Annotated in this window: 16 protein-coding genes; 4 read left to right on the top strand and 12 right to left on the bottom strand. The window is 71.0% G+C overall.

Features of this window, described 5'->3' with window-relative positions; genetic code table 11:
• The first annotated feature begins 42 nt into the window (after window positions 1–42).
• Entirely contained in the window at window positions 43–999 is a 957-nt protein-coding gene (locus ACQP00_RS48210; RefSeq protein WP_433210548.1) for a LysR family transcriptional regulator, read from the top strand.
• On the opposite strand, the gene ACQP00_RS48215 is transcribed toward ACQP00_RS48210, so the two are convergent.
• Complete coding sequence (locus tag ACQP00_RS48215; protein ID WP_433210550.1) at window positions 956–2,050, bottom strand: stage II sporulation protein M; 1,095 nt, start codon at window positions 2,048–2,050, stop codon at window positions 956–958. The genes ACQP00_RS48210 and ACQP00_RS48215 overlap by 44 nt on opposite strands.
• On the opposite strand from ACQP00_RS48215, the gene ACQP00_RS48220 reads away from it, so the two are divergent.
• Window positions 2,049–3,008: an RDD family protein gene (locus ACQP00_RS48220; protein WP_433210552.1), complete on the top strand. Its 960-nt coding sequence runs from the start codon at window positions 2,049–2,051 to the stop codon at window positions 3,006–3,008. The two genes, ACQP00_RS48215 and ACQP00_RS48220, sit on opposite strands and share 2 nt — an antisense overlap.
• Before the next feature lie 9 nt (window positions 3,009–3,017).
• Here the strand turns inward: ACQP00_RS48220 and ACQP00_RS48225 are convergent, their stop codons facing one another.
• The 10 genes from ACQP00_RS48225 to ACQP00_RS48270 all read right to left on the bottom strand — a co-directional run bounded on the left by ACQP00_RS48225 (window position 3,018) and on the right by ACQP00_RS48270 (window position 14,995).
• Window positions 3,018–4,775 carry an ABC transporter family substrate-binding protein gene (locus ACQP00_RS48225; RefSeq protein ID WP_433210553.1) on the bottom strand — a complete coding sequence of 586 codons (1,758 nt, stop codon included), beginning with the start codon at window positions 4,773–4,775 and terminating at the stop codon, window positions 3,018–3,020.
• A gap of 22 nt (window positions 4,776–4,797) precedes the next feature.
• Window positions 4,798–6,036 carry an iron uptake transporter deferrochelatase/peroxidase subunit gene (gene efeB, locus ACQP00_RS48230; protein WP_433210555.1) on the bottom strand — a complete coding sequence of 413 codons (1,239 nt, stop codon included), beginning with the start codon at window positions 6,034–6,036 and terminating at the stop codon, window positions 4,798–4,800.
• Between the two features lie 22 nt (window positions 6,037–6,058).
• Window positions 6,059–7,207, bottom strand: coding sequence for an iron uptake system protein EfeO (gene efeO, locus ACQP00_RS48235; RefSeq protein ID WP_433210557.1), 1,149 nt, complete (start codon window positions 7,205–7,207; stop codon window positions 6,059–6,061).
• 33 nt (window positions 7,208–7,240) lie between these two features.
• The gene (efeU, locus tag ACQP00_RS48240) at window positions 7,241–8,080 is read right to left on the bottom strand and encodes an iron uptake transporter permease EfeU (protein ID WP_433210559.1); all 840 of its coding nucleotides are present in this window, start codon (window positions 8,078–8,080) and stop codon (window positions 7,241–7,243) included.
• A gap of 152 nt (window positions 8,081–8,232) precedes the next feature.
• Window positions 8,233–9,699, bottom strand: a complete 1,467-nt coding sequence (gene ahcY / locus ACQP00_RS48245) for an adenosylhomocysteinase (RefSeq protein ID WP_433210561.1) — start codon at window positions 9,697–9,699, stop codon at window positions 8,233–8,235.
• A 335-nt stretch (window positions 9,700–10,034) separates the two neighbouring features.
• Window positions 10,035–11,183 carry a mannose-6-phosphate isomerase, class I gene (manA, locus tag ACQP00_RS48250; protein WP_433210563.1) on the bottom strand — a complete coding sequence of 383 codons (1,149 nt, stop codon included), beginning with the start codon at window positions 11,181–11,183 and terminating at the stop codon, window positions 10,035–10,037.
• Window positions 11,184–11,186: 3 nt separating this feature from the next.
• The gene (locus ACQP00_RS48255) at window positions 11,187–12,161 is read right to left on the bottom strand and encodes a cation diffusion facilitator family transporter (RefSeq protein ID WP_433210565.1); all 975 of its coding nucleotides are present in this window, start codon (window positions 12,159–12,161) and stop codon (window positions 11,187–11,189) included.
• On the bottom strand, window positions 12,158–13,363 hold the full coding sequence (locus ACQP00_RS48260; RefSeq protein WP_433224283.1) for an SIS domain-containing protein: 1,206 nt from the start codon (window positions 13,361–13,363) through the stop codon (window positions 12,158–12,160). Before ACQP00_RS48260 ends, ACQP00_RS48255 begins: the two co-directional genes overlap by 4 nt.
• Before the next feature lie 5 nt (window positions 13,364–13,368).
• Window positions 13,369–13,608, bottom strand: a complete 240-nt coding sequence (locus ACQP00_RS48265) for a Trm112 family protein (protein ID WP_433210567.1) — start codon at window positions 13,606–13,608, stop codon at window positions 13,369–13,371.
• Between the two features lie 16 nt (window positions 13,609–13,624).
• A complete protein-coding gene (locus ACQP00_RS48270) occupies window positions 13,625–14,995 on the bottom strand; it encodes a phosphomannomutase/phosphoglucomutase (RefSeq protein ID WP_433210569.1) in 1,371 nt (456 codons plus the stop codon).
• A 126-nt stretch (window positions 14,996–15,121) separates the two neighbouring features.
• Between ACQP00_RS48270 and ACQP00_RS48275 the strand changes: the two genes are divergently transcribed.
• Window positions 15,122–16,102 (top strand): cation diffusion facilitator family transporter, encoded by a 981-nt coding sequence (locus ACQP00_RS48275; protein WP_433210571.1) that lies wholly within the window; start codon window positions 15,122–15,124, stop codon window positions 16,100–16,102.
• Between the two features lie 138 nt (window positions 16,103–16,240).
• On the opposite strand, the gene ACQP00_RS48280 is transcribed toward ACQP00_RS48275, so the two are convergent.
• Window positions 16,241–17,665, bottom strand: a complete 1,425-nt coding sequence (locus ACQP00_RS48280) for an aldehyde dehydrogenase family protein (protein ID WP_433210573.1) — start codon at window positions 17,663–17,665, stop codon at window positions 16,241–16,243.
• 98 nt (window positions 17,666–17,763) lie between these two features.
• On the opposite strand from ACQP00_RS48280, the gene ACQP00_RS48285 reads away from it, so the two are divergent.
• Complete coding sequence (locus tag ACQP00_RS48285; protein WP_433210575.1) at window positions 17,764–19,194, top strand: gamma-aminobutyraldehyde dehydrogenase; 1,431 nt, start codon at window positions 17,764–17,766, stop codon at window positions 19,192–19,194.

Raw genomic sequence — 19,194 nt, forward strand, 5'->3', positions numbered from 1 at the left:
GCGGCGCGCCACAACGCCCGGTTGTGTCCCTAGGCTGCACGGGTGGACCTGGAAGCCGTGCGCACGTTCGTCACCGCCGCGGACGCCGGGCAGTTCCAGGAGGCCGCGGTCCGGCTGTCCATCACGCAGCAGGCGGTCTCGAAGCGCATCGCCGCCCTGGAGCGCGATCTGGAGGTCCGCCTCTTCACCCGCACCGCGCGCGGCGCCCGGCTCACCGTCGACGGCCAGGCCTTCCTCCCGCACGCCCGCGAGCTGCTGCGGGTCGCCGACCGCGCCGACGCCTCCGTCCGCCCCGGCCGGCGGGCCCTGCGCGTGGACGTCGTCAACCGCCGCATCGCGCCCGCGGTCCTGCTGCAGGAGTTTTATCGCTCGCACCCGATGAGCTCCCTCGACGTCGTCACGCTCGCGGCCGACGTGGACGCCGCCGTGGCCGGACTCGTAGCGGGGACGATCGATGCGACGTTTCATGCGGTACCGGATGCGGAATGGGACGGCATCGATTCCGTTCGGGTGCTCGACGAGCCCCACGAGTTGCTGGTGGGCCCGCACCATCCGTTCGCCGAGCGCGCGTCGGTGAGCCCCCGCGATCTGGCCGGCCACCGCATCCGGATGCCGGGGCTGTCGACGGCCACGGAATGGGGCGCCTATTACGAGGAATTGGCGGAGGTCTTTGCCCTCACCATCGACGCCGGCGGCCCGATCTTCGGCAACGAGGCCCTGCTGGCCGAGATCGCCGCCGCCGCGGACGTGGCGACGCTGGTCGGGGCCGGCTCCTGGTACATGTGGCCGGACGCCTACGACCTGCGACGGATCCCGATCGAGGATCCCACCCCGGTGTACCCGATGTCGCTGCTCTGGCGCCGCACGAACACCCACCCGACGCTGGCCCGGCTCCGCACGTTCGCGGCAGACGGATATCGGGCGCCGGCTTCGGACGTCTGGCTTCCGCGCTGGATCAGACGGCCGGCAGCGACTCCGGCGCGATCTCGCCCTCGATAGCGGCGCTCGCCCCCTCGAGATGCGCCCGCCGCCCCAGCACGAACACGTAGAGCAGGAAGGCGGCCCAGACCACGAACCCGATGAAGTCCCGCACGACGTAGGGCAGCATGCTCGCCGGCGTGACGAACGCTTCGAGGAGTCCGCTGACGAACAGGACGGCCACCAACCCGAGCGCGACGAGCATGCCCTCCATGGCGGTCTCGGCCAGCGCCCGCCCCCGGGTCCGCAGCGGCCCCGGCGCCACCCACGACCACCCGATCCGCAGCCCGACACCGGCCCCGACGAACACGGCGGTGAGCTCGAGCAGCCCGTGCGGCACGATGAGCCCGAAGAACGTGTCGGCGCGCCCGTAGGCGATCATGACCCCGCCGATGAGCCCGACATTGAGCGCGTTCTGGAACAGCAGGTAGATGACCGGGAAGAACACCACGCCGGCGGCGAGGCATTCCCCGGTGAGCAGCGCATTGTGCGTCCACACGCGCAGGAACTGGTTCTGCGGCAGATAGGCGCTGTAGTACCCCTCGAACTGCTCGTTGACGAGGTCGCCGATATCCCCGTCGGACATGAAGTAGCCCGCCACTTCGGGATTGGCGGCCACGTATCCCATGAGCACAAAGGTGAAGAGCGAGAACACGGTGGCGACCCCGCACCACCACGGCCAGGCGCGGTAGACCGCCATCGGAAAGGTGTGCGTGAAGAACCGCCCCACCGTGGCCATCGAGAACGACGGCGCCCCGGTGAGCGCGTTGCGCCCGGACAGCACGAGCCGCGAGAGCCGGGCCACGAGGATCGGCTCGGGCGACCGGCTGCGGATCAACGACAGGTGGGTGGCCGCGCGCTGATAGAGCGCCACGAGCTCATCGGCCTCGCCGGCGGTGAGCTTGCGCCGCTTGGACAGCTCTTCGAGCCGCCGCCACTCGGCGTTGTGCTCAGCCACGAAGGCGTCGAGGTCCACCCCGGCAGCGTAGACGCCGCCCGCACCCTTGTCCGGCCGGTCGCGGCGGTGGACCGGACCCCGGCGGGTGCGCGGCTGTAGCAGACTGTCAGCCATGACCGACACCTCGGCCGCCGGAATGCCCGGTGAGCGGCTCGTCAGTGGCGAGGCCGTCGAGCTCGAGGTGCGGGTCGCGCGGGCCGGGTCCCGGGTGCTGGCCCTGATGCTCGACATCGTGCTGCAGTTCGTGCTGCTGCTCGGGCTGCTCATGGCCACGGCGATCGTGGTGTACCTGACGGCCCGGGCCAACATCTTCGACCAGGGCCTGCTGGAGGCCATCGTCGTCATCCTGATGGCCGTCGTCCTCGTCGGATATCCGGTCTTCTTCGAGACCATCCTGCGCGGCCGTACGCCCGGGAAGGCGGCCATGGGGCTGCGCGTCGTGCGCGACGACGGCGGGCCGGTCCGCTCCCGGCACGCCCTGGCCCGCGCGCTGGTCGGGCTGGCCATCGAGTGGCCCGGGCTGCTGTTCCCGGTCGTCTCCTGGCTCGGCAGCCTGGGCGTGCTCATGCTCAACCCGAGCGGCAAGCGCATCGGCGACCTGGTGGCCGGCACCATCGTCATCCACGAGCGGACCCCGGCCGCCTGGGGCTGGGTGCCGGCCATGCCGCCGCCGCTCACCCGCTGGGCCGCGCTGCTGGACCTGACCGGGCTCGACGACAGCCTGGCGCTCGCCGTCCGGCACTTCCTGGCCCGCAACCGCGAGATCGCCGAGCCGGCCCGCACCGCCCTGGGCCAGGCCCTCGCGCGCGAGGTGGCGAGCCGGACGACCCCGCCGCCGCCCCCGGGCGTGCCGGGCTGGGCCTACCTCGCGGCCGTGCTGGCCGAGCGGCACCGGCGCTCCAGCCACCGGCTGGCCCGGGCCCGGGCGGCGTCGGCCGCGGTCTGGCCGGGCCTGTACGCGCCGATCACCCCGAAGCCGCCCGCGAGCCTGCCCAACCTGACCAGCGCCTGGACCCCGCCCGCCGTACCGTCGGCACCGGTGATGCCGCGCCCGCCGGTCCCGCGCCCCTGAGCAGCTCGATCAGGCGGAGCGCAGGCCCCACTCCTGGATGTTGTAGGTGGGCCCCCAGACCGACGGGTTGTCGCGGATGTTCGCGTACTCGGAGTAGGTGAACGTCAACGTGGGCCGCTGCATCAGCGGCAGGACATAGGCGTCCTTGGTCAGCAGGTCATCCGCCTGGTTCAGCGTGTCCGCCGCGTGCCGGGCGTCCACGTCGATGGCGGCCGAGTGCACCAGGCGGTCCAGCTCCGCGTTGCTGTACCCGCCGTAGTTCCCCGCCGCGCCCGTGGCCCAGCGCCGTTCCGCCGCGCCCTGGTACAGCGGGCCGTTCACGAAATCCGCCAGTACCAGATCGAAGTCGCCCGCGGCCAGGGTCTGGGGCAGGCCGTCGGTGGTCTCCGGGTGGGCGTCGATGCCGATGTTCTTCAGCGCCGCCGAGATCAGCTCGGCCGCGGCCGCGCGGGTGGTGTTGCCCTTGTCGTAGCGCAGGCGCAGGGCCGGGATCGCCTCGCCGGCCTTGGTGGACAGGCGGCCGTTCTCCAGCTTGTAACCGGCGTCGGTGAGCAGCTTCTTGGCCTTCTCGCTGTCCCCGGTGCCCTGGCCGGTGCCGGAGACGACGTCCTTGTAGGCCATGTCGCCGGGGACGAAGTTGTGGCTGCCCAGCGGCTTGAGGCTCTTGTCGAAGGCGCCGTACGTCTTCTCGACCACGGTCTTGACGTTGACCTCGGTGAACAGGGCGCGGCGCAGCACCGGGTCGGCCAGGTACTTGTTGCGCACGTTGAGCATCAGGTGCTCCCACGCGTAGCCCTCGCCGACCTCGTAGATCACCCCGGGGGTGCCCGCGACGCCGGCGACCAGGGCCTGGCTCGGGGTCGGGGACATGCCGGTGATCTCTTTGGCCTTCAGGGCGGGGAGGATCGCGGCCGGGTCGGTGACGAACTTGAACGTGATGGTGTCCAGGGACGGCTTGGTCTTGCCGTACCACTTGTCGTTCTTCTTCAGCACCAGGTTCTGGCCGGGGTTGTAGGTGTCGATCTGGTACGGGCCGCCGGACCAGATCGGCACCGTGCGCGCGAACCAGTCCATCGCGGCCCCGACGCCGTCCGGCTTGGCCAGGTCGAAGCCCTGCTTGGTGGCGAGGTGCGAGGGGTACAGCCCGTCGTTGGAGAAGTTGCCCTTCCAGTCGCCGTACGTCTTGCCGTCGGTGAAGGTCATCGTGACGGTCTTGCCGCCGTCGGAGCCGACGATGCTCTTGATGATGTCGTACCCCGCGGTCGCGGCCGGGGTGCAGCCGGCGCAGTGCTGCGGGTTGCCCGAGTTCTGCTTCCACGAGAACACGAAGTCGTCGGCGGTGATCGGGATGCCGTCGCTCCAGACCGCGTCCGGACGGATCTTGTAGACGATCGTCTCGGGGGTCTGGTTCGTGATGTCGGCCGAGCTCACCAGGTCGGAGTTGAGCTGCAGGCGGCCCTGCGGGTCGACCTTGAACACCTGCGGCAGCACACCGGACAGGGCCTGCCTGGTGGCCGGCGTGGCGCCGTCCTTGGTGTTGACGTTCCAGTTGGCGATCGGCTGCTCCAGGCCGTACGTGTACGACCCGCCGAGCCGGATGTCGCCACCGTTGCAGGTGGTCGGGTTCTTCTCGCAGTCCGCGAACCCGATGGTGGCCGTCGGTGACGGCTTGCCGGAGCCGCCTCCCGTGCACGCCCCGAGCAGGAGCGCGGCCGCCGCCAGCGCCGCGATCGAGCCCCGCATCTGCCTTCCAGTTACAAACGCCACCCGGCAACCATAGGGGGCGGACCTAGACGAAGAGGCCACGACCCCACGAGTCGTCCACGCCCGACACCCCGGGCGGGCAGGCGAACAGCCCGCTGGAGACATGCCGGATGTACTCGTTGAGCGCGTCCTGCCGCGACAGCCGGGTCTGGATCGGCACGAACTGCTTGCGCGGGTCGCGCATGTAGGCGATGAAGAACAGCCCGGCGTCGAGGCGCCCGAGGCCGTCGGAGCCGTCCACGAAGTTGTACCCGCGGCGCAGCAGCCGGGCCCCGTCATTGAACTTCTGGTGGGCCAGCCGCACGTGCGCGTCCATCGCGATGGTCTCGCCGTCGAAGACCGGCTCGTCGAACTCCTTGGCCGAGCCGAGGGCCGCACCCTCGCCCTTGTTGCGGCCGATGATGGCCTCCTGCTCGCCCAGCGAGGTCCGGTCCCACGTCTCGATCAGCATCCGGATCTTCCGGGTCACCATGTACGAGCCGCCGGTCATCCACTCCGGCCCGTCCCCGGCCCGCACCCACAACTGCTCGTCGAGCAGCGCCGTGTCCTCGGCCTTGAGGTTCGCGGTGCCGTCCTTGAACCCGAACAGGTTGCGGGCCGTCGCCTGGGTCCGCGACGTCGACGACGTCCGCCCGAAGCCCAGCTGCGACCACCGTACGCTCACCACCCCGAAGCCGATCCGGGCCAGGTTGCGCACCGCGTGCACCGCCACCTGGGGGTCGTGCGCGCACGCCTGCACGCAGATGTCCCCGCCCGAGATCCCCGGCTGCAGCGTGTCCTTGGCGAACTTCGGCAGATCCGCCAGCGCCTCCGGCCGCTTGTCGGCGATACCGAAGCGGTCCTTGCCCTCCGCGGTGCGGAAGAACGTCGGGCCGAAGCCGACGGTCAGCGTCAGCCCGGACGGCGGCAGGCCGAGCGCCTCGCCGGTGTCGTCCGGGGCCGCCTCCGGCTGGCCGCCGACCGCGCCGATCGTCCCGGCGTCCTTGCCCTCCGTCATCCGCGCGGCCGCCGCCGTCCACTTCTGCAGCAGCTCGACCACCTCGGCCTTCTTGTCCGTGATGACGTCGAAGGCGACGAAGTGCAGCCGGTCCTGCGCGGGCGTGATGATCCCAGCCTGCCGGGTCCCGTAGAAGGGTTCCGCCGCGCCCGGGTCGTTGGCCCGGGCGGGCGGCGGCCCGTCGAAGATCTGCACGCCGACGGCCCCGCCGGCCGCGGCCCCGAGGGCCCCGGCTCCGGCGAGTCCAAGCATCTTGCGACGGTCCATGACAGCAATCCTTAAGAGAGAACTACTTGGCCGCGACCAGCGGGGCGACCTTGCTGATCGGCTCCGCGAGCGCGTTGATCGAGTCGGCGAGCGACTTGAGCTGGGCCTCGGAGAGCTCGTTGTGCAGCTTCCAGCCGTCCCCGCTGCGGTACTTGTCCAGCTCCGCCTGCGCCGCCGCGAACTTCTCGTCCAGGCTCTTGGCCAGGGCGGCGTCCTTCTCCTCGATCACCGGGCGGAGCGCCGCGATGGCGGCCCGGGAGCCCTCGAGGTTGGCCTGGAAGTCCCACAGGTCGGTGTGCGAGAAGGTGTCCTCCTCGCCGGTGATCTTGCCGGTGGCGACCTCGTCGAGCAGCTCCTTGGCCCCGTTGGCCAGCTCGATCGGGGACAGCTGGACCGTCTCGGCCTTGCTGACGATGGTCTTGACGTCCGCGAGCAGCTTGTCGGCGGTCGGGCCGGACTTGCTGATGTCCTTGGTGACCCAGAGGTCCTTCTCGATCTTGTGGAAGCCGGTCCACTCCTGGCCGGGCTCGAGGTCGGCCTCGCGGGCGTCGATGGCCGGGTCGAGGTCGCCGAAGCTCTCGGCCACCGGCTCGATGCGCTCCCAGTAGGTGCGGGCGATCGGGAACAGCGCCTTGGACTTCTCGATGTCGCCGCCCTTGACCGCGGTGACGAACTCGGTCGTCTTGTCGATCAGCGCGCCGGTGTTGTTCTTGACGTACTGCTGGTAGTCCTTCGTCGCCTGCGCGAGCTTGGCGTCGTCGGTCAGCGGCTTGCTCTCGCCGGTGGCCTTGAACTGGCCGCGGATGCCGTTGCCGACCATGCCCGGCTTGCAGGCGGTCTCGTAGCTGCCGGCCGGCAGTTCGACGATCAGGTCGCGGGTGAGGCCCGGCGCCACGTTCTCCACCTCGCCGACGATGCGGTCGCCGGTGGCGTACACGTAGAACTCGGTGACCTTGCCGCCCTTGTTGCTGACGGTGAAGGTGACCGGCCCGGAGGCCGCCTCGGTCTTCTCGACCTTGCACTCGGAGTCGGTGGCGGTGACGGCGATCTTGCCGTTCCCACTGGCGGCCGCACCCGGCTGGCTGTCGGATTTGTCGTCACCGCACCCGGCGAGGGCCACGACGGCCAGGGCCGGCACGGCGCTCAGGGCGAGCAGGCGTGAAGTACGCATGGTTCTCCTACGAAATGTGGGAAGGGGGTGGAATCAGGCGTTCGCGACAGGTGCCGGCTCCGGCTCCGGTGCCGGCTTGCGCAGCAGCGGCAGGAGGAAGAGCACGAGGACCGGGATGCCGTACGCGACCCAGGCGATGGTCTCCAGCACCGACGGCTGGGGCGTGAAGTTGAACATGCCGCGCAGCAGCTCCGCGTACCACGCGGTCGGCGGCAGCGCGCCGGTGAGATCGAAGGCGTGGTTGTTCAGGCCCGGCAGGACGTTGGCCTCCTGCAGGTCGTGCACCCCGTACTTGAGGATCCCGGCGGCCACCAGCACCAGCAGCGCGCCGGTCCAGGTGAAGAACTTGGTCAGGTTGATCCGCACCGCGCTCGCGTAGAGCAGCCAGCCGAGCACGACCGCGGTGAGCAGGCCGAGCGTGATGCCGACGAAGGGCTGCCAGTCGTCGGCGCCCTGGGCCGCGGCGAAGAACAGGATCGAGGTCTCCAGCCCCTCGCGGGCCACGGCCAGGAACGCCATGCCGGCCACCGCGAAGGTGCCGACCTCGATCGCGTCCTCGAGCCGGCCGCGCAGCTCCTTGGCCATCTGGCGGGCCATCCGGCGCATCCAGAAGATCATGAAGGTCACGAAGACCACGGCGATCAGCGAGGCGATCGCGTCGACCAGCTCCTGGTGCGGGCCGGACAGATACGCGGTGCCGGCCTGCAGCAGCGCGGCGACCCCGATGGAGAGCACGGCCGCGGCCGCCACACCGGCCCACACCCACTTCAGCAGGTGCCTGCGGTCACTCTTGACCAGGAAGGCGACGAGAATCGAGACCACCAAAGTGATCTCGAGTCCTTCGCGCAGGCCGATCAGGTAGATGGCGGTCATGCCGAGCTCCGCAGGTTGGTTAGCCGTACCTTACTTAGGTCAGCTTTACCTTAGACCTCACGCGTATCTACTACAAGCGTGTGGAACTTGACTGAACTTGAACACAAAGGACCCCGCCGGCGATTCGCGCGGCGGGGTCCTCGTGGAAACGGTCAGTACCGGTAGTGGTCCGCCTTGAACGGCCCCTCGACCGGGATGCCGAGGTATTCGGCCTGCTTCTTGGTCAGCTCGGTGAGGTGCACGCCGAGCGCGTCCAGGTGCAGCCGGGCGACCTTCTCGTCGAGGTGCTTCGGCAGCGTGTAGACGCCGATCGGGTACTCCTCGGTCTTCGTGAACAGCTCGATCTGCGCGATCGTCTGGTTCGCGAAGCTGTTGGACATCACGAACGACGGGTGCCCGGTCGCGTTGCCCAGGTTGAGCAGCCGGCCCTCGCTCAGCACGATGATCGACTTGCCGTCGTCGAACTTCCACTCGTCGACCTGCGGCTTGATGTTGATCCGGGTCACGTCGGAGCGGCGGGCCAGGCCGGCCATGTCGATCTCGTTGTCGAAGTGCCCGATGTTGCCGACGATCGCCTGGTGCTTCATCCGGCTCATGTGCTCGGCGGTGATGACGTCGAGGCAGCCCGTGGCGGTGATGAAGATGTCGGCCGTCTCGACGACGTCCTCCATGGTGGCGACCTGGTAGCCGTCCATAGCGGCCTGCAGCGCGCAGATCGGGTCGACCTCGGTGACGATGACCCGGGCACCCTGGCCGCGCAGCGACTCGGCGCAGCCCTTGCCCACGTCGCCGTAGCCGAAGACCACGGCCACCTTGCCGCCGATGAGGACGTCGGTGGCGCGGTTGATGCCGTCGATGAGCGAGTGGCGGCAGCCGTACTTGTTGTCGAACTTCGACTTCGTGACGGAGTCGTTCACGTTGATCGCCGGGAAGAGCAGCGAGCCGGTCTGCTGCATCTCGTAGAGGCGGTGCACGCCGGTGGTGGTCTCCTCGGTCACGCCCTTGATGCCGGCCGCGATGCGGGTCCAGCGGCCGCTGTCCTCGCCGAGGGAGCGCTGCAGCACGGTGAGGATGACCGCGTACTCCTCGGAGTCGGCGGTGTCCGGCGACGGTACGGCCCCAGCCCCCTCGAACTCGGCGCCCTTGTGCACCAGCAGCGTGGCGTCGCCGCCGTCGTCGAGGATCATGTTCGGGCCCTGGCCGTCGGGCCAGAGCAGCACCTGCTCGGTGCACCACCAGTACTCGTCGAGGGTCTCGCCCTTCCACGCGTACACGGGAACGCCGGCCGGCTTCTCCGGGGTGCCCTCGGGGCCGACGGCGATCGCGGCGGCGGCGTGGTCCTGGGTCGAGAAGATGTTGCAGGACGCCCAGCGCACCTGCGCACCGAGGGCGACGAGCGTCTCGATCAGCACCGCCGTCTGGATCGTCATGTGCAGCGAGCCGGTGATCCGCGCGCCCTTGAGGGGCTGCGTCGCGGCGAACTCGCGCCGGATGGCCATCAGGCCCGGCATCTCGTGCTCGGCGAGCTGGATCTCCTTGCGCCCGAACGCGGCGAGGGACAGGTCGGCCACCTTGAAGTCACCGTCGGCGACGGTCTTCGGCGGCAGCGTGCTGGTCAATGCGATCTCCTGGTCTGCAGACGTCGTACGGCGACCCTTCACGGTACGCGGCGGCGTGGAAGGCTTCCAAGCGCCCCTGCGGGAGTCGGCACGCAGGAAGTACCTGGGCAGCGAACGGGGCGGCGGGATTGCTCCCACCGCCCCGTTCTTCCCCCCGGTTTGGTTCCCCCGCAATTGGCTTGGACGCTGTCACAAACCCTGCGTAGTTAGAAGATTACAGCCTGCAACCGAGATGTCAAGCATTTGCTACCAAATCGGACGCTTTGGATTGGTAACGAGACCGGGCGCCCCGCGACAGCCGCGGAGCGCCCGGTTCAACAGCCCGAGTGGGTGACTCAGGTCAGCGGCGTCGCCGCTTGGAAGGCCTCGCCGTTCCCGCTGAGCGAGAGCTCGGGGCGGCTGGCCGGGGCGAAGGCCGCCTGGCCGGGACCGAGCGTCACCGGTACCGCCCCGTCGTCGACCCGCACCGAGCCGCGCGTGCACAGCACGATCCGCGGCCCGCTGCCCGGCAGCCGCACGGCCGGACGTTCGGCGTCCAGCACGGCCCGGTGCAGCGCGAAGTCGGGCACCGGCACCGGGTAGGCCGACAGGCCCCCGCCCAGCTCCTCGGCGCGCGTCACCGGCTCGTCGAGCACCTCGAAGCGCAGCACCCGCAGCAGCTCGGCCACGTCCACGTGCTTCGGGGTCAGCCCGCCGCGCAGGACGTTGTCCGACGCGGCCATGATCTCGACCCCGACCCCGCGCAGGTAGGCGTGCAGGTTGCCGGCCGGCATCCAGACCGCCTCGGACGGGCGCAGCCGGATGCGGTTGAGCAGCGTGGCCACGATCACCCCGCTGTCGCCCGGGTACTGCTCGGCCAGGGCGGCGATCAGGTCGTACGCCGGCCGCTCGGCCGCCCGCGCGCCCGCCGCCGCCACGACCTCCCCGACCAGGTCGGCGTCCGGGTTGCCGAGCAGGCCACGGACGGCGTCGTGCAGCGCCGCCGCCGGGTCGGCCTGGCTCAGCGCGTCGATCGTGGGCTTGAGCCGCGCCACGCCGAGCGCGGCGAGGTCGGCCGCGGCCGCCGCCGGGTCGCGGAAGCCGCACAGCGCGTCGAAGTCGGTCAGCGCGACCAGCATCTCCGGCTTGTGCCAGGCGTCGACGTAGGACGGGTGCCCGGCCTCGTGCGCCGCCCGGGCCTGCTCCAGCGTCGGGTGCGCCTGCAGCGACAGCGGCTGGGCGGCCGCCAGCACCTTGAGCAGGAACGGCAGCCGGGTGCCGAAGCGCTCGACGTTGCCCGGCCCGAGCAGCGCGACCGGGTCGGCGGCGATCGCGTCGGCCAGCGACCGGCCGCTCACCGCCAGCCGGGACGGGCTCGCCGGGTGCGCGCCCATCCACAGCTCGGCCTCGGGGTCGGTGGTCGGCGCGGGCCGGCCCTGCAGCGTGGCGATCGCGGTGCGCGAGCCCCACGCGTATTTGCGGATCGGGCTGTCGAGAAGTTCCACGGGTCAGTGCGCCTCTGCAGGATCGGCCGCCGGAGCGTTGGTCGTGTCCGCCTCGCCGGCCTTGGTCGCCCGGTAGATGTCCGGCTCCAGGTAGATCACCCGGGCGATCGGCACCGCGGCCCGGATGCGGGCCTCGGCGGCGTCGATGCCGCTGGCGATCTCGTCCGCGGTCTCGTTGTGCCGTACCGCGATCTTGGCCGCCACCAGCAGCTCGTCCGGCCCGAGGTGCACCGTGCGCATGTGGATCACGCGCTCGACCTCGGGGCCGTCCACGATCGCGGCCTCGATGGCGGCGACCTGCTCCTCGGTGGCCGCCTCCCCGACGAGCAGGCTCTTCATCTCCACCGCGAGCACGGCCGCCACGGCGATGAGCAGCAGGCCGATGGCCGCGGTGCCGACGCCGTCCCAGATGCCGTTGCCGGTGATCAGGGTCAGCCCGACGCCGAACAGGGCGAGCACGAGGCCGATCAGGGCGGCGAGGTCCTCCAGCAGGATGACCGGCAGCTCCGGCTGCTTGGCCCGGCGGATGAACTGGACCCAGGTCGCCTTGCCCTTGATCTTCTTCGTCTCGCCGATCGCGGTGCGGAAGGATAGGCCCTCCATGACGATCGCGGCGACCAGCACGACCACCGGCACCCACTGCCACGACTCGATCGGCTCCGGGTGGGACAGCTTGTGCCAGGCCTCGTAGATGGCGAAGACGCCACCGACGAAGAACAGCACGACGGCGACGATGAAGGCGTAGATGTACCGCTCGCGGCCGTAGCCGAACGGGTGGCGCGCGGTCGCCTGCTTCGTGGCCTGCTTGCCGCCGAGCAGCAGCAGGCCCTGGTTGCCGGAGTCGGCGACCGAGTGGATGGCCTCGGCCAGCATCGACGACGAGCCGGTCAGGAAGAACGCGACGAACTTGGTAGCGGCGATGCCGAGGTTGGCGGCGAGGGCCGCCAAGATCGCTTTCGTCCCACCCTCAGTGCTCACGGAGACACCAGATCCTTCATCTCGGAGACAGCCGGCACGGCCATGGGGTCGAAGCCGTGCGCCAGACCAAGGTAGATGGAGGTGAAGTCCGGAACGGCGACGAGCGAGGCCAATCGTTCCAGAGCGGAGCCGCCCTCGGCGGTGATCAGGCTCACCCGCACGCCGCGGCGCTCGGCCAGTTCCTGGACCGCCTCGGCCCGCCGCTCCTCGACCGCGACCGGCTCGCCGTCGTCCTCGTCCTCGCCGGTCAGCCCGCCGTCGCGGAGCAGCACCAGGCGCAGGCGGGTGCCCGGGGCGGCGCTCTCCTCGTCCTCGTCGGGGTCGGCGAAGATGTCGCGGTCGGCCTCGGCGAGCCCGCCGTAGACGCCGTCGAGCAGCCCGACCCGGCCGCGGCCGGCCTCGCCGAGCGCGCCGACGACTGCCGGGTACCGCGCGTTGGCCGATAGCGTGTCGCCGAAGCGCCGGGCGGCCACCGTGGCCAGCGGCGAGGAGCCCCAGACGATCGGCACCGAGTGGGCCAGGTCCAGGGCCAGGCTCTTGCCCGGGTTGACGAACGTCTCCATCGCCGTGCGGCACCGCTCGGCGTCGGCGTCGAGCCGGGAGGCGGTCTCGGCGAAGTCGGCCTCGGTGACCTTGACCAGCCCCAGCTGGCGGGCGGCCAGCAGGACCGGGACGGTCAGCCCCCAGAGGCTGGCCCGGGCCGGGGCGCGCCGCGGCACCGGGATGAACGGCGCCCGGAAGCGGTCGGCCAGGGCGTGCAGCTGGGTGTCGGGGGCCCCGATGGCCACCAGCCGGGCCCCGCGCCGCCCGGCGGCCTCGGCGGCCGCGAGGGCCTCCGGGGAGCGGCCGGACGCCGAGACGGCGATGACCACGTCGGCCGCGCCGACCCAGCCGGGAATGCCCGCGCTGCGGTGCGCCAGGACCGGCACCGGGCAGCGCGGCCCGGCGACGGTCTCCAGGATGTCGCCGGTGCGCGCGGCCGTGCCGACGCCCGCGACGACCACGGCGCGCGGACGGCCCTCGTCGGCCAGGGCGCTCAGGTCGGTCTCGGCGGCCAGCGTGGCCGCCTCCCGCACCTGGGCACCGGCCGACGCGGTCGCGCGCAGCATGCCGCCCGGGTCGTTCTTCTCCAGCCCCTCGGCGTTGTCCAGCAGCGCGAGATCGATCTCGCGATGCCCGCGGACGCCCGCCGTACCCTCCAGTGGATTCACGCCTCACCACCCTCTTCGGCATTGGCGGTTTCCCCGCCGTCGGCGTTCTCAACCGCGTCGCCGGTCGCGGGCTGGCGCGCCTCGTCCAGCAGCAGCACCGGGATGCCGTCGCGGATCTCATAGATCCGTCCGCACTCGGTGCAGGTGAGCGTCTGGGCCTCGGCGTCGAGGGTCAGCTCGGCGTGATGCTCGTCGGGGCAGCGCAGGATCGACAGCAGGGCGGGGTCCACGGACACGCGTTCCACTCCTCGTTCAGCGGCGGATGACGGCCAGCATCTCATCGCGCAGGGCCGCCATCCGCTCGGCGGTCGGCGCCTCAACGTTAAGCCGCAGGAGCGGCTCCGTGTTGGACGGGCGGACGTTGGCCCAGCTGCCGTCGGGGAACGTGAGGGTGATCCCGTCGAGGCGGTCGATCTCCACCGGGAACGCCTGCTCGATCTCCGCCATCTTCCCGGCGGTGTCGGCCACCGTCGAGTTGATCTCCCCCGAGGCGGCGTAGCGCTCGAAATCCTTGGCCAGCGCCGAGAGCGGCGCGGCCTGGCTGCCGAGCAGGGCCAGGGTGTGCAGGGCGGCCAGCATCCCGGTGTCGGCGCCCCAGAAGTCGCGGAAGTAGTAGTGGGCCGAGTGCTCGCCGCCGAAGACGGCGCCGGTCCGGGCCATCTCGCCCTTGATGAACGAGTGCCCGACCCGGGTGCGCACCGGCTGCCCGCCGTGCTCGCGGACGATCTCCGGCACCACCTTCGAGGTGATGAGGTTGTGGATGATCGTGGCGCCCGGGTCCTTCTCCAGCTCCCGGACCGCGACCATCGCCGTGATCACCGACGGCGAGACGGCCTCGCCGCGCTCGTCGACGACGAAGCAGCGGTCGGCGTCGCCGTCGAAGGCCAGGCCGATGTCGGCGCCGGTCTCGCGCACCTTGGCCTGCAGGTCGACCAGGTTGGCCGGCTCCAGCGGGTTGGCCTCGTGGTTGGGGAAGGTGCCGTCCAGCTCGAAGTAGAGCGGGATGATCGTCAGCGGCAGCCCCGAGCCGAGCACGGCGGGGACCGTGTAGCCGCCCATGCCGTTGCCGGCGTCGACGACCACGGTCAGCGGCCGGATGTCGGAGAGGTCCACGAGCTTGAGCAGGTGGGTCGCGTAGCGCTCGAGCAGGCTGTACTGCTCCAGGCCGCCCTTGAGCTCGCCCTCCCGCACCCGGGACCCGCCGTCGAGGATCTGCTGGGCCCGCTCGCGGATCTCGGCCAGGCCGGAGTCCTGCCCGACCGGCTTGGCGCCCTGCTTGCAGAGCTTGATCCCGTTGTACTGCGCCGGGTTGTGGCTGGCGGTGAACATCGCGCCCGGCAGGTCCAGCACGCCCGAGGCGTAGTACAGCAGGTCGGTGGAGCCCAGGCCGGCCTCCAGCACGTCGGCGCCCTCGGCGCGCGCACCGTTGGCGAAGGCGGTCGCCAGGGCCGGGCCGGAAGCCCGCATGTCATGCGCGGTCACGATCTTCTCGGCGAACTCGCCACGGTTGCGCAGCGTCTGCACGAACGCCCGCCCGAGTGCCTCCGCCACCGGCTCGTTGAGCTGGTCGGGCACCGTCCCCCGCACGTCGTAGGCCTTGACGATCCGGCTCAGGTCGATCACAGTCTCGCACCCCTAGTCGTGGTCGCTGTTCCTACGAGGGAGCCTAGTGCGGTTGCGTTCCGTACACGTGTCAGTCCCAAGTTGCTCATGTGCGAACAGGTGAAGCTCGTAGGGCAGGATGAACCCATGGCTGAGGAAGGCAACTCGCTGCGGGCGATCGTGGCGGCCCTGGCGGCGAACCTCGGCATCGCGCTGAGCAAGTTCGTCGCGTTCCTGTTCACCGGCTCGTCGTCGCTGCTCGCGGAGGCGGTGCACTCGGTGGCCGACACCGCCAACCAGGTGCTGCTGCTCATCGGCGGCCGCCGGGCCCAGCAGCGCGCCAGCCAGCTGCACCCGTTCGGATACGCCCGCTTCCGGTACTTCTACGGCTTCCTCGTCACCCTGGTGATCTTCCTCGTCGGCGGCGTGTTCGCGCTGTTCGAGGGCTGGGAGAAGCTGCACAGCCCGGAGCCGGTGGACGACCCGATCTGGGCGTTCGTGGTGCTCGGCATCTCGGTCGTGTTGGAGTCGTTCTCGCTGCGCACCGCCGTGCACGAGGCCCAGCCGTCCCGCCGCGGGGCGCCCTGGCTGCGCTTCATCCGCACCACCCGCTCCCCCGAGCTGCCGGTCGTGCTGGCCGAGGACTTCGGCGCGCTGACCGGCCTCACCTTCGCCTTCCTCGGCATCACCCTCGCCGTCATCACCGGCGACGGGCGGTGGGACGCGGCCGGCACCCTCGCCATCGGCGCCCTGCTGGTGGTCATCTCGATCACCCTGTCCCAGCGCATGCGCAGCCTGCTCATCGGCGAGTCCGCCGACAACGGCACGCTGCTGCAGATCGAGGCCGCGATCGAGCGCGAGCCGCTGATCGAGCGCATGATCCACCTGCGCACCATGCACCTCGGCCCCGACCAGCTCCTGATCGCGGCCAAGGTGGCGGTGCAGGCCAGCGAGACCATGGCCCACGTCGCCCAGGCCATCGACCGCGCCGAGAAACGCGTGCGCGACGAGCTGTCGTACGAGTGCTTCATCTTCCTGGAGCCCGACGTGTTCAACGCCAAGCTGTACGAGACCGCCGAGCGCCCGCCGGGCTCCTCCTCCCCCGAGCCCCGCGAGGCGTGGGAATGAACAAGTCCCGCTAGTCCACTTTCTGCCGCAGGTAGGACCCGGTGCGGTGTTGAGGGGGTGTGGGTGGAGCGGAGCTCCCCCACTGTTCTTCAGGACATTCGACGGAAAACCCCGCCGCCAAGGCGCCCATACAGTGGGTCACAACTGCAGGCCGGTGAGGACCATGACGCGCTCCTCGGTGTAGTCGGCCATGGCGCTGGCGAGACCCTCGCGGCCGATGCCGCTGGCCTTGGCACCGCCGTAGGGCATCTGGTCGGCCCGGTAGCTCGGAACGTCGCCGACGATCACGCCGCCGACCTCCAGGATGCGGTGGGCCTCGAAGGCGCGGTCGAGGCGGCGGGTGAAGACGCCGGCCTGCAGGCCGTACTGGGAGGCGTTGACCGCGGCGAACCCGTCGGCGTCGGAGGCGACCCGCTCCAGGACCAGAACCGGGCCGAAGACCTCCTCGGTGGTGACCTTGGCGTCGGCCGGTGCTCCGGCGAGGACGGTCGGGGCGTAGGAGGAGCCGTCGCGGGTGCCGCCGGTGAGCAGCTTGGCCCCGGCCGCGACCGCCTCGCCGACCCAAGCCTCGACCCGTTTGGCCGCGTCCTCGCTGATCAGCGGGCCGACGTCGGTCTGCTCGTCGGACGGGTCGCCGGTGCGCTGGGCCTCCACGGCCGCCACGAGCTTGTCGGCGAGCGCGTCGTGGTGCCGCTCGTGGACGTACACCCGCTGCACTGCGATGCAGCTCTGCCCGGCCTGATAGTTGGAGAAGGTGGCGATGCGGGCCGCCGCCCAGTCGAGGTCCTCGTAGTCCTCGCACACGACGACCGCCGCGTTGCCGCCCAGCTCCAGCGTGACGTGCTTGCGCGGCACGGCGTCGCGGATCTGCCAGCCGACCGGGCCGGAGCCGGTGAACGACACCACCGGCAGGCGCGGGTCGGCGACCAGGGCGGACGCGCGGTCGTTGGGGATCGGCACGATCGACCACATGCCCTCGGGCAGCTCGGTCTCGGCCAGGATCTCGCCCAGCAGCAGCGCGCTGAGCGGGGTGGCCGGGGCCGGCTTGAGCACGATCGGCGCGCCGACCGCGAGGGCCGGGGCGACTTTGTGGGCGACCAGGTTCAGCGGGAAGTTGAACGGGGAGATGCCCAGCACCGGACCGCGCGGCACCCGCTTGACCAGGGCGATCCGGCCCGTCGCGGCCGGGTCGGTGTCGAGGCGCTGCAGCGAGCCGGAGAAGCGGCGGGCCTCCTCGGCGGCCCAGCGGAACGTCGAGACGGCCCGGGCGACCTCGCCCCGCGACCACTTCATGGGCTTGCCGTTCTCGGCCGTGATGAGCCGGGCGACCTCGTCGGCGCGCTCCTTGAGCCGGGCGCTGACGTGGTCCAGGGCGGCGGCCCGGGCGCTGGCGGGCAGGGCCGCGGCCGCCGGGGCGACGGCGGCGGCCGCGGCGATCGCCTGTTCGACCTGCTCGGGGGTGGCATTGGAGGTGGTACCGACCTGACGCCCGTCGTAGGGGTGGCGGATCTCGACGGCGTCGTCGCTGGTTGCCGGGCGCCCGGCGATGAAGAACGGGGTCACGATTCCACCCTATCCCCCACGGAAACAGTTGCCCGAGGGCTTGTGCACCACGGATTCGATGGAAAAGATGTCGGTGCCGGCACTCCAAGGGAGCGGACATGACCAAGCAGCTGCAGAACTTCGTCGACGGCGAATACATCGACCCCGCCGACGGACGGTATTCGGACCTCGTCGATCCATCCACCGGCGAGGTGTTCGCCTCCGCCCCGGTGTCCGGCCCCGAGGACGTCGACCGCGCCGTGAAGGCGGCGGCCAAGGCGTTCGAGACCTGGCGCGACGCCACGCCCTCGGAGCGGCAGCGGGCGCTGCTGAAGCTCGCCGACGCCATGGAGGACCGGGCCGCCGAGATCATCGACGCCGAGGTCCGCAACACCGGCAAGCCGCGCGCGATGACGGCCAGCGAGGAGCTGCCGCCCTCGATCGACCAGATCCGGTTCTTCGCCGGCGCCGCCCGGGTGCTGGAGGGCAAGTCGGCCGGCGAGTACCTGAAGGGCCACACCAGCTACGTGCGGCGCGAGCCGATCGGGGTCTGCGCCCAGGTCACCCCCTGGAACTACCCGCTCATGATGGCGGTCTGGAAGATCGCCCCGGCGCTGGCCGCGGGCAACACCGTCGTGCTCAAGCCCTCCGACACCACCCCGGTCTCCACGCTGCTGCTGGCCGAGCTGGCCGCCGAGTTCCTGCCGCCGGGCGTGCTCAACGTCGTCACCGGCGACCGGGACACCGGCCGCGCGCTGGTCGCCCACCCGACCCCGAACTTCGTCTCCATCACCGGCTCGGTGCGGGCCGGGCGCGAGGTCGCCGCCGGCGCCGCCCCCTCGCTCAAGCGGACCCACCTGGAGCTCGGCGGCAAGGCCCCGGTCGTGGTCTTCGACGACGCCGACCTGGCCGCCGCGGCCGAGGCGATCGCGGTCGCCGGCTACTTCAACGCCGGCCAGGACTGCACCGCGGCCACCCGGGTGCTGGCCGGGCCCGGCATCTACGACGACTTCGTGGCCGCCCTGGCCGAGCAGGCCGCCGGCACCAGGACGGGCGCGCCGGACGACGAGGACATCCTGTACGGCCCGCTCAACAACGCCAACCAGCTGGCCCGGGTCGGCGGCTTCATCGACCGGCTCCCCGACCACGCGAAGCTCAACACCGGCGGGTCCCGGGTCGGCGACCGCGGCTTCTTCTACTCCCCCACCGTCGTCTCCGGCCTGCGCCAGGACGACGAGATCATCCAGGACGAGGTGTTCGGCCCGGTGATCACGGTGCAGCGCTTCAGCGACGAGGACGAGGCGGTGCGCTGGGCCAACGGCGTGGAGTACGGGCTGAGCTCCTCGGTCTGGACCCGCGACCACGGCCGCGCGATGCGGATGACCCGCCGGCTCGACTTCGGCTGCGTCTGGGTCAACGCGCACATCCCGATCGTGGCCGAGATGCCGCACGGCGGGTTCAAGAACTCCGGCTACGGCAAGGACCTGTCCATGTACGGCCTGGAGGACTACACCCGGATCAAGCACGTCATGCACAACATCGAGCTGTGA

The organism is Dactylosporangium sp. CS-047395 (assembly GCF_050942185.1).
In the GTDB taxonomy this organism is placed as follows: domain Bacteria; phylum Actinomycetota; class Actinomycetes; order Mycobacteriales; family Micromonosporaceae; genus Dactylosporangium.

Excerpts from the sequence above, each read along its gene's own strand:
- ACQP00_RS48220 (WP_433210552.1), top strand. The coding sequence starts at position 2,049 with ATGACCGACACCTCGGCCGCCGGAATGCCCGGTGAGCGGCTCGTCAGT.
- ACQP00_RS48215 (WP_433210550.1), bottom strand. The coding sequence starts at position 2,050 with ATGGCTGACAGTCTGCTACAGCCGCGCACCCGCCGGGGTCCGGTCCAC.
- efeB (WP_433210555.1), bottom strand. The coding sequence starts at position 6,036 with ATGGACCGTCGCAAGATGCTTGGACTCGCCGGAGCCGGGGCCCTCGGG.
- efeO (WP_433210557.1), bottom strand. The coding sequence starts at position 7,207 with ATGCGTACTTCACGCCTGCTCGCCCTGAGCGCCGTGCCGGCCCTGGCC.
- efeU (WP_433210559.1), bottom strand. The coding sequence starts at position 8,080 with ATGACCGCCATCTACCTGATCGGCCTGCGCGAAGGACTCGAGATCACT.
- ACQP00_RS48275 (WP_433210571.1), top strand. The coding sequence starts at position 15,122 with ATGGCTGAGGAAGGCAACTCGCTGCGGGCGATCGTGGCGGCCCTGGCG.
- ACQP00_RS48285 (WP_433210575.1), top strand. The coding sequence starts at position 17,764 with ATGACCAAGCAGCTGCAGAACTTCGTCGACGGCGAATACATCGACCCC.